Here is a 14,125-nt window from a genome sequence, read left to right on the forward strand (position 1 = left end):
ACCATGACCGCCATCCTCGCCTATACCCGAGTCAGTAGCGACGGCCAGTCAGTCGAGGCCCAGCGCCATGCCATCGGCCAGCGCCACAACGTCAGCGAAGATGGATGGTTCACCGACGAAGCCACCAGCGGCACCACCAAGGCCCTGGAGCGCGAGGGTTTCAAGGCGCTGTTCACCTTTGCCAGGAAGGGCGACACCGTCATCGTCGCGGCCATCGACCGCCTGGGCCGGAACACCATCGACGTCCTGGAGACAGTCGAGGCGCTGGCGAAGAAGGGAGTCACCGTCGTGTCCCTGCGTGAGGGGTTTGACCTATCCACGCCCACCGGCAAGCTCATGCTCACCCTCCTGGCGGGCGTCGCCGAGCTGGAGCGGGAGAACATCAAGGCCAGGCAGATGGCCGGCATTGAGAAGGCCAGGCAGGACGGTCGCAAGCTAGGCAAGCCCAAGCAGCACGACGACGCAGCAATCGCCGCCTGGCGGAAGGAGTACGGCGCCAGCATCCAGGACACCGCCGACCACTGGAAGGTATCCACAGCCACCGTGAAGCGGGCCTGCAAGGCGCACCCGGTCGAGGTGTAAGCGCCCCTCCAAGCGTCTCCTTGGGCTATTTGGGCCCCCCATAGGACAAACCGACGAGCCTGGCACTTCTTTGCCAGGGAAAATTGCGGCCACCCCTAGGCGAAGACGACGCAACCTGCTCCAGCGGGGTGCGCCTCAAGCCCGACTCAATCCATCCAGCGACGACCACGACACCCTGCCCGGAGCCCTCCAGGCGGGGCGCTGGCGTTCGCTCTATCACCAAGGACTTCGATCCAATGAACACCACCACCAAGCTGGTGCGGTTGAACCTGCACCTGCGCCCTGACCACATCGACCGCCTGACCACCCTGGCCTGCGCCTTGGGCAAGAAGAAGTGCCGCGACACACGCCTGGCTGAAGCCATGGAGCTGGCCCTTACAGCGGGCTTTTCCTGGGAGGATGACGACCTCCTGGACTTGGCTCGTAGCGACCGGGAGGAGCCGCGCTGGCTCGCCCTGGGCCCTATCGTTCGGACGCGGTGAGGTAGCTATGACGGGACGACTTCAATCTATTCCCCTGGACTCAATCCAGACCGACCCGCAGTTGCAGAACCGCAATGTCGGTATGCAGAAGTACAAGGAGCACAGCGACGCCAAGCGCTACAAGGACCACGTCAATCAGCTCCGGCGCAGCATCAAGGCCGACGGCCAGCAAGTCCCCCTGCAGGTCGTGGCGGCTGAGGAAGGCGGTGTCTACGAGCTTGCTCCAGGGGCCGACAGGCCGCACCACGTCCCCGCCCGTTTCTGGCTGGTGGACGGACACCACCGCCTGGAAGCGCTGGGGAAGGCGGGAGTAGCGGAGGCGTTGGTCGAAGTCCTGCCTGGGCTCGGCTTCGCGGATGCTCTCGATGCCTCCCGGCTGGCCAACCAGCAGATCGTCCAGGCTCTATCACCACTGGAGCGAGTCGAGAACGCCTGGTGCGCCTTCAACCAGGAGCGCGACACCTACCGCAAGATGCCGGTCAAGGAAGCTTCCGTCCTGCTGGGCGTCTCCGAGAACTCCATCAAGCGCTTCCGCGACGCAGTCCGCCAGGAGGGCATCAACGCCGGCAAGATCGACCGTGACGCGCCAAGGGACAAGGCGGAGCAGCAACTCCAGGCCTACTGGCAGCGGAAGACGACATGGCGACGCCTTTCCATCATCTCCTGGAGGATGTTCCAGAAGCAGCGCCAGGACGGCGGGAAACGAACCAGCCCGGCAGCCCTGAAGCATGCCGTCAAAATGGCCGTCATACAGGCGTTGTTCGGTGAGGATGGGCGATACGACCCCAAGGTCATAGTCACGGCCCTGGAGGAGCTTGGGCGTGAAGCAGGGCGCCCGGACGGAGCTGCGTATCTGGAGGCGAAGTACAAGCCGAAGGTTCATCAACCAGTGACGACGGACGACGATGAAGCCGTGGGCGGCGACGTTGACCACAGCCAGTTGGGCGTGGAGGTTGCCCGCATGCACGCGGAAGGCACCTCCAGGGCGCCTGGCGACTTCTAACGGGAGCCCCACATGAGGGGCCCTCAGAGCCCTCGAATGGCTGCAGGCCCCGTCGTTCCTGGAGCTGCCCCTTCAAACCTATCACGCGCCCAAGGGGGGCTGATGGACGTTCGCGTGTCCGTCCCCCTGGGGCTTTCAGGTGGGCAGCAGTCCGGCCATGCGGGCGATGCTTGGGAGCCGCTTTAGCTGTTCGGCCTGCACGGAAAGTAGCTGACGGTCGCCATACTTACGGCTAACCCGTCCGTCGTCGTGCCCCGTGATGGCGTCGTGAATCTCCTCGGGGACGCCCGCTTCTCTACACATGGTCTTGAAGGAGTGGCGGAAGCCGCGCGAGGGGGCCACCGGCGTGTGCAGGCCAGCGACTTTCTTCAGGTAGTCCGACCAGCGCTTCCCGAAGTTGTGGCCGAACCAGCCTCCGGGGTTGGCCGTGAGGCCTGGAAACAACGGACCTTTCACAGGGAGTGAACGGACGTAATCCAGGAGACCCAGCTCTATCATGTCCGGATGGAGCGCCACGACGCGGTGACTGCCAAGGGTCTTGACCGTGCGGTCTAAGTCCTCGCCATCATCATCCGGTGTAGCCAGCAGGCTCAAATGCCATACGCCCTCGACGCTTTCGCGAACCTCGCCTACCTGAAGCTGTGCGATTTCTTCCCGACGTGCCCCTGTGTAGCAGAGTAGGAGGGGTATCCAGAACCATGCGTCCCCGAAGGCTGCGCGGGGGGAGCGCCAGCCGCTGGTGTAGATCGGGCTGGAGAATATCTGGATCAGCTCCCCCTGTTCGTAATGTAGGCGTTTCGACCTATGCCCGGCTTTGTTCGCCGATTTGGCCAATTGCTTGGTGATGCCGCTGGCGGTAACGGGGTTCTCGGTCATCAGCTCCATCCGGGCGGCATAGGAAAGGACGGAAGACAGGTGCATCAGCCGATTCTTCACCCTGGCTGTGCTGAGCCGTGGAAGGTCATCGGCATCGGCCTTGGCGATCTGTTCCTTGGCGGTGAGTGACCGTATCCCGGCTCCCTTGCTGGGCATCCGGCGGAGCTGGCTTTGGAACTCCTGGATCGTGACACGCCGGATGCTTGTTACAGGGAGGTCGCCCTGCAGTTCGATAAAACGCTGGATGGTGGGCCCGTACTCCGAGATACGCTTCAGTACATCGCGTCCTTCACCGTCTGCATCGCGTGTCCATTTGCACCAATCGGCGAATACCTTGGAAAGTAGGTTTTCCGGGGCTGGGCGGCGTGCTAGATCGACGCTAAGCGGTGCCTCCTTGGGGAGGTGCAGGTCTGTGGCGTGGTCGTCGCAGAAGCGCTTGTAGGCGATACCTGACAGCTCCTGCATCCGTGCCACGAATGCGACGAGGAGGTGGCGGTAGAAGTCGCTGTCCTCCTGAGGGGGCAAAAGACCGCTGCGGCTTAGTTCGTCATGGATGTGAGGGGTCACGTTTGCAGTCCATGCCCGCCCGGCGTCATCCGACGCAATCAAGTCCCTGGCTGCGCCGTCACCATAGAGGTAGCCGAGGGTCGTTGGGCCGTCGCCAATATCAACCAGCCAACGGGCGAAGTCGCCGGACTGATCCATTTCCTCCAGCTCGCGCTTCGCCCAGCGGGCGGCAAGTTGAACAGCGTCGCGGGCTGTGGGCTGATAGGTGCCGCTGGACTGAAGGCGAGCGAGGTCGAACAGCTCCTGCGACTTCACCCACTCGGCGGCGAAGCGGACTTTGGCGTCCTGGGGGCAGGTCGTCTCTAGGCTACGTTTGTAGAACTCGCCGAAGTGGGGTAGGTGGGGCTTCGCATCCTTTGGGACGCGGCGGCGAATGTAGTAAATGCCGCTTCTTGGGTCTTTCCAGGGTTGGGCCATAAACGCCATCGTGTACCCGCCGTGTGTACTCAAGTGGGGCGGGCTACAGCTCCTCCAGAAAGACAAAACCCCTGAAACCTTGAGGAATCAGGGGCTTACGTGTCTTGGTGCCCAGGGACGGAATCGAACCGCCGACACGGGGATTTTCAATCCCCTGCTCTACCGACTGAGCTACCTGGGCAACGGGGCGCCATTAAACGGATTTGGCTTGGCAGTGTCAAGCCGGGCGAAGAAATTTTTTAGCAATGACGGGCGTTTACGCGTCTCGCCTCATTCGCTCGGGGGTACGTAGCCTTCCGCCTGGGCGTATTCCTCGCCGGAAAGGAACTTGTCCATCTCCTGCTGGAGGAACTTGCGGTCCTCGGCGTTCATCATGTTCAAGCGGCGCTCGTTGATCAGCATGGTCTGGTGCTTCTGCCACTCGTCCCAGGCCTTCTTCGAGACGTTGTTGTAGATGTCCTCGCCCTTGGCGCCGGGATACGGCGGACGGTCGAGGGCGGGCAGGTCTTCTTTGTATTTGCGGCAATGCACGGTGCGGGTCATGGCAGTTCTCCTGCATTCAATTCATCGGCCGCGCGCTTGAGCAATTTCTTCACCGGGGCAGCGAGCCCCAGGCGCGGCGGGGTGGCGAGGTTATACCAGAGCCAGTCGGCATCGGCCACGACGGGCGCGGCGCTGTCGACGCGGATCAGCCAGGGTTCGATGGCCAGTTGGAAATGGCTGAAGGTGTGGGTCAGCCCAGGCAGCACGCGGCGCTCGCCCAGGTTCAGCGCATGCCGGCTGGCCAGCGGATCGAGGGCATCCAGGTCGTCCAGCTCCGGCAGGCTCCAGAGGCCACCCCAGAGACCGGTCGATGGTCGCCGGTAAAGCAGGATAGCGCCGTCGCGGCTGGCCAGGATCGGCATCAGGGTGCGTTTCTGCGGCAGCTCCTTGCGTGGCCTGGACTGCGGGTAGCGGCTCTGCAGGCCCAATAGCTGGGCTCGACAGCCGCTCTGCAATGGGCACAACAGGCAACTGGGCTTGCTGCGGGTACAGAGGGTGGCGCCGAGGTCCATCATTGCCTGGGTGTAATGGTTGACGCGCTGCTGCGGGGTGAAGCGCTCGGCGGCCTCCCATAATTGCCGCGCCACCTTGGGTTCGCCGGGGTAGCCCTCGGCGGCCAGGTAGCGGGCCAGCACGCGCTTGACGTTGCCGTCGAGGATCGGCGCGCGCAGCCCCATGGACAGGCTGGCAATGGCGCCGGCTGTGGAGCGGCCAATGCCGGGCAGCTCGGCCAGCCGCTCGGCATCGCGAGGAAAGTCGCCGCCATGTTCGGCGACGACGATCTTCGCAGTCTTGTGCAGGTTGCGGGCGCGGCTGTAGTAGCCGAGCCCGGTCCAGAGATGCAGCACCTCGTCCTCGCTGGCCGCGGCCAGGGCCTGCACCGTCGGCAACGCCGCCATGAAGCGCTCGAAATAGTCGAGCACGGTGGCGACCTGGGTCTGCTGCAGCATGATTTCCGAAACCCATACACGGTACGGATTGATCGCCTGCTGCCAGGGCAGGTCCTTGCGGCCGTGGCGGTCGTACCAGTCGAGGACCGCCGTGCCGAACTGCTCGGGAGTCATCGGTTGAACAGCCCCTTCAGCGCGTCTTTGAGCTCCGGGCTGACCTTGTCGCCGAGCTTCTCCTCCAGTTTCTCGCTGAGCTTTTCACCCGCCAGGCGCGCGGCGACCTTGCCCATGCGCTCCTTGTCCAGACGACAGGCCTTGGCGCCCAGTTCCAGCGGCCCGCGGCAGCGCAGCGGCCATTCGATGCCGACATAGCGCTCGTTGACCTCGCAGGCGGGGTCGGGCATGTCGCGCTGGTCTCCTTCGATGAGGATGCCGACGCGATAGTCCATGCCCAGCACGCGCAGGTCGACGTCGCCGTCGCCCTTGACCAGCAGGCCGGGGACGCGGGCACGCAGGTCCGGGTTGTTGGCCACGCCATTGCGTAGGATCAGCGTGCCCTTGAGTTCCTGAAACGGTGTGTCGCTGCCGCGCGGCTCGCTGCCGAGGTTCTTGCGATTGAGGGTGGCTATGGCCTGGCAGAGCTGCTGTTCGAGGTTGGCATCGACCAGCACACCGTCGTTGAGCACGAAGCTGGCGTTGCCGTTGAGGCCGTCGATCCAGGCCTTCTGGCTGTTGCCGCTGGTCGACAGCTCGGCGGTGAAGTCGAGCAGGCCCTTGAGCGGGGGCTGCTCGCCCTGGGCCTGGAGGAATTTATCCACCGGCAGGCGGCTGACCCGCTTCTGCACGCTGAGCAGCGGCACCGCCGGGCGTACGTCGAGGCGGCCGCTGGCTTCGATGCGCCCACCGTAGAGTTCGCCACGCACGTCCTGCACGGTGAGCACGCCGTTCTTGCCCTTCGCCTTCAGGCTGGCGTTGGCCAGCGGCAGCTTGTCGACGGTGAGCTGGCCGATGCTGAGGACGGCGTCCAGGTCGAGCTTGCGCAGTTGGTCGACCGGCAGCATGGGTGCTTCGCTCCAGGCCTGCTGGGTCGGTGCGCTGGGCAGCTCGGTGGAGCCACTGGCACCGGCATTGGCCACCGCCTCGCGCACCTCGCTGCGGCGAGCGGCGCTGGCGCCTTCGGCCTGCTTGCTCGGCGGCGCCAGGTAGCGATCGAGGTCCAGGCGGTCACCCTTGAGCTGCACGCGCAGGGCGCTGCTGGCGAAGTCGGCGATGGCGACGCTGCCGGTGAAGGTGCTGTCGTCCAGCTTCAGGGTCAGTTCGTCCAGGCCGAGGCTCTTGTCGGAGCCGGTCAGACGCCCGGCCAACTCGACCTTGCCCAGGGCATCCGGGGCGGCCATCGGCGGCAGCTCCTGGCCGAGTCCGGCGAGAAACTCGCGCAGATCGAGCTGGGCAATCGAGATACCGCCGCCCAGTTTCGGCGCCTTGTCCAGGTCGCGGACCTTGATGTCGCCAATGGCGCGCAGCTGGTTGGCGGACAGCTTGAGGCTGTTCCACTCGGCCACCTGGGCCACCAGGTCGGCCAGCAGCTGGCCCTGGGCGGCGAAGGTCAGGGTCTTGCCCTGCAACGGCTCGCCGGACGCCTCGCCCGACAGCTTGGCATCCTCCAGTTGATAGCGCTTGAGCGCCAGGTCGAAACGCAGGCGCCCTTCCAACTCGGTACGGGCCCGCAGCAGCGGCCGATTGGTGCCGAAGAAGGCACTGAGCTTGAGCGGGATGCTGGCGCCCTCGCGGATCGCCCCGGTGCTCAGCTGGATGCTCTCGGCAGTGAACTGCTGGCCGCTTTTGGCATCGTGGTATTCGATGCGGGCGTTGTTCACCGCCAGGCTGTCGATGTCCAGCTTCAGCGGCCGGCCGGTGCGCTGCGTCGGCGTCGCTGGCTGGCCGGCAGCCGGCCCGGCGGGAGCGGTCGAGTGCGCGTCGGCGGCCACCGGCGTGTCCGGTCGGCCCACGCCCTCCCAGTTGCCGCGGCCCTTGGCGTCGCGGCTGAGCATCAGGTTGAGGCCTTCGACGCGGATATCGCTCATCTGCACTTCCTTGCGCAGCAGCGGCATCACCCGCACCGACAGCCCCAGCATGCGCAGGTCGGCGAACGGGTTGTCCGGCGTGGCGACGCTGGCCAGGGTGGCGTCGTGCAGTTCCAGGCCGAGCCAGGGAAACAGGCTCCAGCCGATGTCGCCGTTCAGGCTCAACTCCAGGTTGGCCTTGTCGCGGGCGAGCTGGCGGATCTCGTCCTTGTAGTCGTTGGGGTCGAACAGGTGAGTCAGAGCGAAGCCCAGGGCTACGATGATCAGCAACAGTCCGAGGAGCAGGAGACCCAGGAGTTTGCCGAGCGCTTTCATGGACGAGTCCTTGTGCTAGTAAGTGGTGCGGATAAAGGCGACGAGTATAACGCCCGCTTGGCGGGAGATTGGCAAACCGGTGCCCGTCAGAGCGCCTGCGCCACGCGCTCGGCGATGGCCAGGCTGGCCGTCAGGCCCGGCGACTCGATGCCGAACAGGTTGACCAATCCCGGCAGGCCGTGGATGGCTGCGGTTTGGATGAGGAAGTCGGCGGCCGGTTCCCCGGCGCCGGCCAGCTTCGGGCGTATGCCGCTGTAGCCGGGGACCAGGCGACTCGGGTCGAGGGCGGGAAAGTAGCGGGCGATGGCGGTGGCGAACGAGACGCGCAGACTCTCGTCGACGCGGTAGTCGAGCGCGCTCACATAGTTCACATCGGGCCCGAAGCGCAGTTGCCCGCCCAGGTCCAGGGTGGCGTGGATACCCAGGCCGGCGGTATTGGCTTCCGGCATCGGATAGATCAGGTGGCTGAAGGGGGAACGGCCGGCATAGCCGAAATAGCGCCCCTGGCACAGGTGCAAGGGCGGAACGTGCCGTGGCGCCAGCCCCTCGGTGCACAGCGCCAGTTGCCGGGCGAACAGCCCGCCGGCATTTACCAGGCGCTCGGCCCGCAGTTGGAAAGGCTCGCCACTGCTGGTGCCCTGTACCACCCAGCCGCCGCCATTGCGCAGCAGGCGCTCGACGCGGGTATCCAGCACCAACTGCGCGCCGCCCCGCTCGGCCGCCGCCAGCAGCGATTGAAGGTAGGCGTGGCTGTCGAGAATGCCGGTGCTCGGCGACAACAGCCCCGCCACGCCGCGCACCGCCGGCTCCAATGCGTGTAGCCGGTGCCGGTCAAGCGCCTGCAGGTCATGCACGCCGCTGGCCGTCGCATTGGCTGCCAGGGCCTCCAGTTTGCCGCGCTCGCCCTCCGTCACCGCCACCAGGACCTTGCCGAGGCGACGATGGCCGACGCCATGGCGGGCGCACCAGGCGTAGAGCCGCGCGCGCCCCTCCAGGCACAGTTCAGCCTTCAGCGAACCGGGCGGATAGTAGAGGCCGGCGTGGATCACCTCGGAGTTGCGGCTGGACGTGTGGCTGCCGATCTGCCGCTCGGCCTCTACGACCAGCAGGCTGCGCCGGCCATCGGCGAGGCGCGCGGCGCAGGCCAGGCCGAGGGCCCCGGCGCCGATGATCAGGGTATCGATGCAATCCATGGGGAGCGAAACGGCGGCTGTTGGAGGCGGCGAGCATAGCAAACGCCCGACGAGCTGCCGTTTTTTAGGGCCTGCCAACTTGCGTACGGCAGCCCCTGCCGACAAGCTATGCGCCTGCCGCTCGCGACGAGCCATTCGAAGGAACACATCCATGCGCATTCTGGTGACCGGCGGGGCCGGTTTTATTGGCTCCGCGCTGATCCGCCACCTGCTGCGAGACACCGAGCACGAGGTGCTCAATCTGGACAAGCTGACCTATGCCGGCAACCTGGAATCCCTGGCCGACGTCGCGGCCAGCCCGCGCTATCGCTTCGTGCAGGCGGACATCGCCGACCAGCCGAAGGTGGCCGAGGCGCTGGCCAGCTTCCAGCCTGATGCGGTGATGCACCTGGCCGCCGAATCCCATGTCGACCGCTCCATCGATGGCCCGGCCGCCTTCATCCAGACCAACATCGTCGGCACCTACGCCTTGCTTGAGGCCGTGCGCGCCTACTGGCTGGGGCTGGTGGGCGCCCGCCAGCAGGCGTTCCGCTTCCACCACATTTCCACCGACGAGGTCTACGGCGACCTGCACGGGGTCGACGACCTGTTCACCGAGACCACGCCCTACGCGCCCAGCTCGCCCTATTCGGCCAGCAAGGCGGCGTCCGACCACTTGGTACGCGCCTGGCAGCGCACCTACGGGCTACCGACCCTGGTCAGCAACTGCTCGAACAACTACGGGCCCTACCATTTTCCCGAGAAGCTGATTCCGCTGATGATCCTCAACGCCCTGGCGGGCAAGCCGCTGCCGGTCTACGGCGATGGCCAGCAGGTGCGCGACTGGCTGTTCGTCGAGGACCATGCTCGCGCGCTGCTCAAGGTGGTGAGCCAGGGCCAGGTCGGCGAGACCTACAACATCGGCGGGCACAACGAACAGAAGAATATCGAGGTGGTGCGCGCCATCTGTTCCCTGCTGGAAGAACTGGCACCGAACAAGCCGGCCGGCGTGGCCCGCTACGAAGACCTGATCAGCTTCGTGAAGGATCGCCCCGGCCATGACGTTCGCTACGCCATCGACGCCAGCAAGATCGAACGCGAACTGGGCTGGGTGCCGCGGGAAACCTTCGACACCGGCCTGCGCAAGACCGTGCAGTGGTATCTCGACAACCGCGACTGGTGCCGCCACGTGCAGGATGGCAGCTATCAAGGGCAACGCCTCGGAGTGAATGCATGAAAGGGATAATCCTCGCCGGCGGTTCCGGCACCCGGCTGCACCCCATCACCCTGGGAACCTCCAAGCAGCTGCTGCCGATCTACGACAAGCCGATGATCTACTACCCGCTGTCGGTACTGATGCTCGCCGGCATTCGCGACATCCTGGTCATCTCCACGCCCTACGACCTGCCCCATTTCGAGAAGATGCTCGGCGACGGCAGCCAGTTCGGCGTGCGCTTCAGCTATGCCGAGCAGCCGTCGCCGGATGGCCTGGCCCAGGCGTTCCTGATCGGCGAGCAGTTCATCGGCGACGACCCGGTGTGCCTGATCCTCGGCGACAACATCTTCCACGGCCAGCACTTCACCGAGAAGCTGCTGCGCGCCGCCAGCCAGCCCCAGGGCGCCACGGTGTTCGGCTACTGGGTGAAGGACCCGGAGCGCTTCGGCGTGGTGGAGTTCGACAGCGACGGCCGGGCCATCTCCATCGAGGAGAAGCCCCAACAGCCGAAATCCAGCTTCGCGGTGACCGGCCTGTACTTCTACGACAACGACGTGGTCGAGATCGCCAAGGCAGTCAAGCCCTCGGCCCGTGGCGAGCTGGAGATCACCGACGTCAACAACGCCTACCTGGCGCGTGGCGACCTGCGCGTCGAGCGTTTCGGCCGCGGCTTCGCCTGGCTCGACACCGGCACCCACGACAGCCTGCTGGAAGCCTCGCAGTACGTGCAGACCATCGAGCATCGCCAGGGCCTGAAGGTCGCCTGCCTGGAGGAAATTGCCTTCCAGCAGGGCTGGATCGATCGCGAGCAACTGCTCAGCCAGGCCAAGGCGTTCGGCAAGACCGGCTATGGCCAGTACCTGTTCCAGCTGGCGGGGGAAACCGCATGAAAGCAATCGCCACCGCACTGCCCGAGGTGCTGATCCTCGAACCCAGAGTGTTCGGCGACGAGCGCGGCTTCTTCTTCGAGAGCTTCAATGCCCGCGCCTTCGCCGAAGCCACCGGCGTGCAGCGCCAGTTCGTCCAGGACAACCATTCGCGCTCCCAGCGCGGCGTGCTGCGCGGCCTGCATTACCAGGTGCAACAGGCCCAGGGCAAGCTGGTGCGGGTCACTGCCGGCGAGGTGTTCGACGTGGCGGTGGACGTGCGCCGTAGCTCGCCCACCTTCGGTCGCTGGGTCGGTGTGCACCTTTCCGCGGAAAACAAACGGCAACTGTGGGTGCCGGAAGGCTTTGCCCACGGCTTCCTGGTGCTCAGCGAATCCGCCGAGTTCCTCTACAAGACCACCGACTACTACGCCCCCGAGCACGAGCGCTGCATTCGCTGGGACGACCCGACACTGGCCATCGACTGGCCCCTGGCCGGCGCACCGCTGCTGTCGGCCAAGGACCAGGGCGGCCTGGCCCTGAACGACGCCGAGCTGTTCCCATGAGGATTCTCGTCACCGGCCGTCACGGCCAGGTCGCCCGCGAGCTGCAACTGAGCCTGGCCGGACTCGGCGAAGTGATTGCCCTTGGCCGCGCCGAGCTGGACCTGGGCGACAGCGGCCAGATCCGCCGCCAGGTGCGCGAACGGCGCCCGGACCTGATCGTCAATGCCGCCGCCCATACTGCGGTGGACCAGGCCGAGAGCGAGCCGGAGGCCGCCTTCGCGCTTAACGCCACGGCCCCCGGCGTGCTGGCGGAAGAAGCCGCCGGCCTCGGCGTGCCGCTGATCCACTACTCCACCGACTACGTGTTCGACGGCAGCAAGGCCGGCGCCTATGTCGAGAGCGATACACCGCACCCGCTGGGCGTCTACGGCCAGAGCAAGCGGGAGGGCGAACGGGCGATCCAGGCGGTCGGCGGCGCCCACCTGATCCTGCGCACCAGCTGGGTCTACTCGCTGCACGGGCGCAACTTCCTGCTGACCATGCAGAAGCTGCTGCAGGAGCGCGAGGAACTGCGCGTGGTCGCCGATCAGATCGGTGCGCCGACCTGGGCCGGTAGCATCGCTACTGCCACCGCCGAGTTGGTGCGTCGCTGGCGCGATGGCCAGGCGGGCCCCTGGGGCCTCTACCACCTGACGGCGCAGGGCGAGACGTCCTGGTTCGGCTTCGCCGAAGCCATCGCCGAACAGTTGCGAGCAGACGGCCGGCGCTGCGCCCGGCTGCTGCCGATCCCCACCAGCGATTACCCGACCCCGGCGCGTCGCCCGCTCAACTCGCGGCTGGACGGCTCGCACCTGCGGGATCACTGGTCCGTGCAGCTGCCGGAGTGGCGCGAGGCCCTGCGGCAATGCCTGGGCAGCCCGCGCTGAAGCCGCGCTAGGCGCGGAAGCGCTGCACCTGCTGCTGCAGGCTGGCGGCCAGTTGCGCCAGGTCGCGACTGGCCAGCGAGCTTTGCTCGGCGCCGTTGACCACCCCGTGAATGCTCTCGTTGAGCCCGCTGATGTTCTGGCTGATCTCGCTGGCCACCGCCGTCTGCTCTTCGGTGGCGGTGGAAATCTGCACGTTGCCGTCGGCGATGCCCTGAACGGCATTGGCGATCAGCTCCAGTACCTCCCCCGACTGCCGCGCATGGGTCACGCTGGTCTGCGCCTGATCGCGTGACTGCTGCATCGCGCTGACCGCCTGTCGCGCGCCGCCTTGCAGCGCATCGATCATGCCGCGGATCGACTCGGTGGCCTGCTGGGTATTGCTCGCCAGGCTGCGCACCTCGTCGGCCACCACGGCGAAGCCGCGCCCGGCCTCGCCGGCCCGCGCCGCTTCGATGGCGGCATTGAGCGCCAGCAGGTTGGTCTGCTCGGCGATGCTCTGGATCACCGTCAGCACCTTGCCGATCTCGTCGCTCTGGTTGTGCAGGCGGTCGATCACCTCGGCACCGAGGCGTATCGAGTCGGACAACTGCTCGATCGAATGCATGTTGGCCTGAACCAGGTTGCTGCCCTGGTGCGCGTCCCGGGTCGCAGCCTCGGCAGCCTGGGAGGTGTGCTGCGCCGAGCGCGCCACCTCCATGACCGCCACGCTCATCTGGTGCACGGCGGTGGCGACCATCTCGGTCTGCTGTCCCTGGGATGCCGCCGCCGCGCTGACCTGGGTGCTGATCGCGCTCATCTCTTCGGAGGAGGCGGCGAGCTGCGTGGTGGCGTCGCGGAAATGCCGGATCAGCCCCTGCAGATGCTCGAGCATGCCGTTGAACGCCCGGGCGGTGCTGGCCAGCTCGTCGCGCCCGCCGGCCGGCGCGCGCAACGTGAGATCGGAAGAACGCTGCACCTCGCCGATCACCGAAGCCAACCCGCGCAACGGACGAATGATCGACAGCCCGATCACTACCGCCGCACCCAGCACCAGGATCAGGGCCAAAGCGCCGGCAACGATGAAGCCATTGCGGATATCCTGGTATTGCTCCTTGGCCTGCTCGCTGAGCCTCACGCCCTCGTCCAGTTGCAGCTTGATCAAGCCCTCCAACTCGCCACTCAGCGGGTCGATGGCGCCATACAGGCGTTCGTTGAAGGGCTTGGGCTCTTCTGCGCGCAGGCTGCCATTGTCGACGCCGCCGAGCAGGTCATCGGTCAGCCGGTCGGCCTTGGCGAACAACGCCTTGGCCCGTTCCACTCGCCGGGCCTCCTCGTCGGTCAGCTTGGTCGAGCTGTAGGCACGCCACTGCTCCTCGATGCGTTGGCGAGCATCGTGAATGCCTTCGCGAAAGGTCCTTTCGTCGAACACGCCAGCGCGGTACTTGTGCGAGGCGTCGACGATGCTCACCGCGTAGGCATCGGAAATCACCTTGAGCTGGCTGATCGGCTGCATGCGGTCGGTGAACAGCTCTTCGAACTTCCGGTTGAGCTGGCTGGCGTTCGACAGGGCCAGCGCAATCACCACCAGCAGGACCGCCAAGGGGATAAGGGCCAGTGCGAACAGGCGCGCACGAACCGTCAGTTGAGCTAGCATCTGCAACCCTCCACAGGCTTGTTATTGCGCTTGCCTCTCCCTGTGTC

13 protein-coding genes and 1 tRNA gene are annotated in these 14,125 nt (G+C 66.0%); 7 read left to right on the forward strand and 7 right to left on the reverse strand.

Translation table 11 applies throughout. The features are described from left to right. The first annotated feature begins 3 nt into the window (after nucleotides 1-3). The 3 genes from ACWKV7_RS04345 to ACWKV7_RS04355 all read left to right on the forward strand — a co-directional run bounded on the left by ACWKV7_RS04345 (nucleotide 4) and on the right by ACWKV7_RS04355 (nucleotide 2,067). On the forward strand, nucleotides 4-582 hold the full coding sequence (locus ACWKV7_RS04345) for a recombinase family protein (RefSeq protein WP_483856674.1): 579 nt from the start codon (nucleotides 4-6) through the stop codon (nucleotides 580-582). A gap of 236 nt (nucleotides 583-818) precedes the next feature. Next, complete coding sequence (locus ACWKV7_RS04350; RefSeq protein ID WP_483856420.1) at nucleotides 819-1,064, forward strand: hypothetical protein; 246 nt, start codon at nucleotides 819-821, stop codon at nucleotides 1,062-1,064. Between the two features lie 82 nt (nucleotides 1,065-1,146). Further along, nucleotides 1,147-2,067 (forward strand): hypothetical protein, encoded by a 921-nt coding sequence (locus ACWKV7_RS04355; RefSeq protein ID WP_483856421.1) that lies wholly within the window; start codon nucleotides 1,147-1,149, stop codon nucleotides 2,065-2,067. Between the two features lie 135 nt (nucleotides 2,068-2,202). Here ACWKV7_RS04355 and ACWKV7_RS04360 read toward each other — a convergent pair whose 3' ends face one another. From ACWKV7_RS04360 to ACWKV7_RS04385, 6 genes are all read right to left on the reverse strand, one after another. Continuing rightward, nucleotides 2,203-3,927 carry a DUF6538 domain-containing protein gene (locus ACWKV7_RS04360; protein ID WP_483856422.1) on the reverse strand — a complete coding sequence of 575 codons (1,725 nt, stop codon included), beginning with the start codon at nucleotides 3,925-3,927 and terminating at the stop codon, nucleotides 2,203-2,205. A gap of 105 nt (nucleotides 3,928-4,032) precedes the next feature. Next, nucleotides 4,033-4,108 (reverse strand) — tRNA-Phe (locus tag ACWKV7_RS04365). A gap of 89 nt (nucleotides 4,109-4,197) precedes the next feature. After that, a complete protein-coding gene (locus tag ACWKV7_RS04370) occupies nucleotides 4,198-4,470 on the reverse strand; it encodes an oxidative damage protection protein (protein WP_483856423.1) in 273 nt (90 codons plus the stop codon). Further along, entirely contained in the window at nucleotides 4,467-5,534 is a 1,068-nt protein-coding gene (gene mutY / locus ACWKV7_RS04375) for an A/G-specific adenine glycosylase (protein ID WP_483856424.1), read from the reverse strand. The genes ACWKV7_RS04370 and mutY overlap by 4 nt, the downstream gene beginning before the upstream one ends. Next, a complete protein-coding gene (locus tag ACWKV7_RS04380) occupies nucleotides 5,531-7,759 on the reverse strand; it encodes an AsmA family protein (RefSeq protein WP_483856425.1) in 2,229 nt (742 codons plus the stop codon). The genes mutY and ACWKV7_RS04380 overlap by 4 nt, the downstream gene beginning before the upstream one ends. 86 nt (nucleotides 7,760-7,845) lie before the next feature. After that, nucleotides 7,846-8,952: an NAD(P)/FAD-dependent oxidoreductase gene (locus ACWKV7_RS04385; protein ID WP_483856426.1), complete on the reverse strand. Its 1,107-nt coding sequence runs from the start codon at nucleotides 8,950-8,952 to the stop codon at nucleotides 7,846-7,848. 151 nt (nucleotides 8,953-9,103) lie between these two features. On the opposite strand from ACWKV7_RS04385, the gene rfbB reads away from it, so the two are divergent. From rfbB to rfbD, 4 genes are read left to right on the forward strand one after another with little or no spacing between them, the layout of a single operon-like run. Further along, nucleotides 9,104-10,168: a dTDP-glucose 4,6-dehydratase gene (gene rfbB, locus ACWKV7_RS04390; protein WP_483856427.1), complete on the forward strand. Its 1,065-nt coding sequence runs from the start codon at nucleotides 9,104-9,106 to the stop codon at nucleotides 10,166-10,168. Further along, nucleotides 10,165-11,037 carry a glucose-1-phosphate thymidylyltransferase RfbA gene (gene rfbA, locus ACWKV7_RS04395; RefSeq protein ID WP_483856428.1) on the forward strand — a complete coding sequence of 291 codons (873 nt, stop codon included), beginning with the start codon at nucleotides 10,165-10,167 and terminating at the stop codon, nucleotides 11,035-11,037. The genes rfbB and rfbA overlap by 4 nt, the downstream gene beginning before the upstream one ends. After that, the gene (rfbC, locus tag ACWKV7_RS04400; protein ID WP_483856429.1) at nucleotides 11,034-11,579 is read left to right on the forward strand and encodes a dTDP-4-dehydrorhamnose 3,5-epimerase; all 546 of its coding nucleotides are present in this window, start codon (nucleotides 11,034-11,036) and stop codon (nucleotides 11,577-11,579) included. The genes rfbA and rfbC overlap by 4 nt, the downstream gene beginning before the upstream one ends. Next, the gene (rfbD, locus tag ACWKV7_RS04405; RefSeq protein ID WP_483856430.1) at nucleotides 11,576-12,445 is read left to right on the forward strand and encodes a dTDP-4-dehydrorhamnose reductase; all 870 of its coding nucleotides are present in this window, start codon (nucleotides 11,576-11,578) and stop codon (nucleotides 12,443-12,445) included. The genes rfbC and rfbD overlap by 4 nt, the downstream gene beginning before the upstream one ends. Nucleotides 12,446-12,452: 7 nt before the next feature. Here the strand turns inward: rfbD and ACWKV7_RS23720 are convergent, their stop codons facing one another. Next, the gene (locus tag ACWKV7_RS23720; protein WP_487249193.1) at nucleotides 12,453-14,078 is read right to left on the reverse strand and encodes a methyl-accepting chemotaxis protein; all 1,626 of its coding nucleotides are present in this window, start codon (nucleotides 14,076-14,078) and stop codon (nucleotides 12,453-12,455) included. Nucleotides 14,079-14,125: the final 47 nt, after the last annotated feature.

The sequence above is a fragment of the Zestomonas ipomoeae genome (genome assembly GCF_057128665.1).

What these genes read in the sequence shown, in the direction of transcription:
- ACWKV7_RS04345 (WP_483856674.1), top strand. Translation starts at nt 4, where the DNA reads ATGACCGCCATCCTCGCCTATACCCGAGTCAGTAGCGACGGCCAGTCA.
- ACWKV7_RS04350 (WP_483856420.1), top strand. Translation starts at nt 819, where the DNA reads ATGAACACCACCACCAAGCTGGTGCGGTTGAACCTGCACCTGCGCCCT.
- ACWKV7_RS04355 (WP_483856421.1), top strand. Translation starts at nt 1,147, where the DNA reads ATGCAGAAGTACAAGGAGCACAGCGACGCCAAGCGCTACAAGGACCAC.
- ACWKV7_RS04360 (WP_483856422.1), bottom strand. Translation starts at nt 3,927, where the DNA reads ATGGCCCAACCCTGGAAAGACCCAAGAAGCGGCATTTACTACATTCGC.
- ACWKV7_RS04370 (WP_483856423.1), bottom strand. Translation starts at nt 4,470, where the DNA reads ATGACCCGCACCGTGCATTGCCGCAAATACAAAGAAGACCTGCCCGCC.
- mutY (WP_483856424.1), bottom strand. Translation starts at nt 5,534, where the DNA reads ATGACTCCCGAGCAGTTCGGCACGGCGGTCCTCGACTGGTACGACCGC.
- ACWKV7_RS04380 (WP_483856425.1), bottom strand. Translation starts at nt 7,759, where the DNA reads ATGAAAGCGCTCGGCAAACTCCTGGGTCTCCTGCTCCTCGGACTGTTG.
- ACWKV7_RS04385 (WP_483856426.1), bottom strand. Translation starts at nt 8,952, where the DNA reads ATGGATTGCATCGATACCCTGATCATCGGCGCCGGGGCCCTCGGCCTG.
- rfbB (WP_483856427.1), top strand. Translation starts at nt 9,104, where the DNA reads ATGCGCATTCTGGTGACCGGCGGGGCCGGTTTTATTGGCTCCGCGCTG.
- rfbA (WP_483856428.1), top strand. Translation starts at nt 10,165, where the DNA reads ATGAAAGGGATAATCCTCGCCGGCGGTTCCGGCACCCGGCTGCACCCC.
- rfbC (WP_483856429.1), top strand. Translation starts at nt 11,034, where the DNA reads ATGAAAGCAATCGCCACCGCACTGCCCGAGGTGCTGATCCTCGAACCC.
- rfbD (WP_483856430.1), top strand. Translation starts at nt 11,576, where the DNA reads ATGAGGATTCTCGTCACCGGCCGTCACGGCCAGGTCGCCCGCGAGCTG.
- ACWKV7_RS23720 (WP_487249193.1), bottom strand. Translation starts at nt 14,078, where the DNA reads ATGCTAGCTCAACTGACGGTTCGTGCGCGCCTGTTCGCACTGGCCCTT.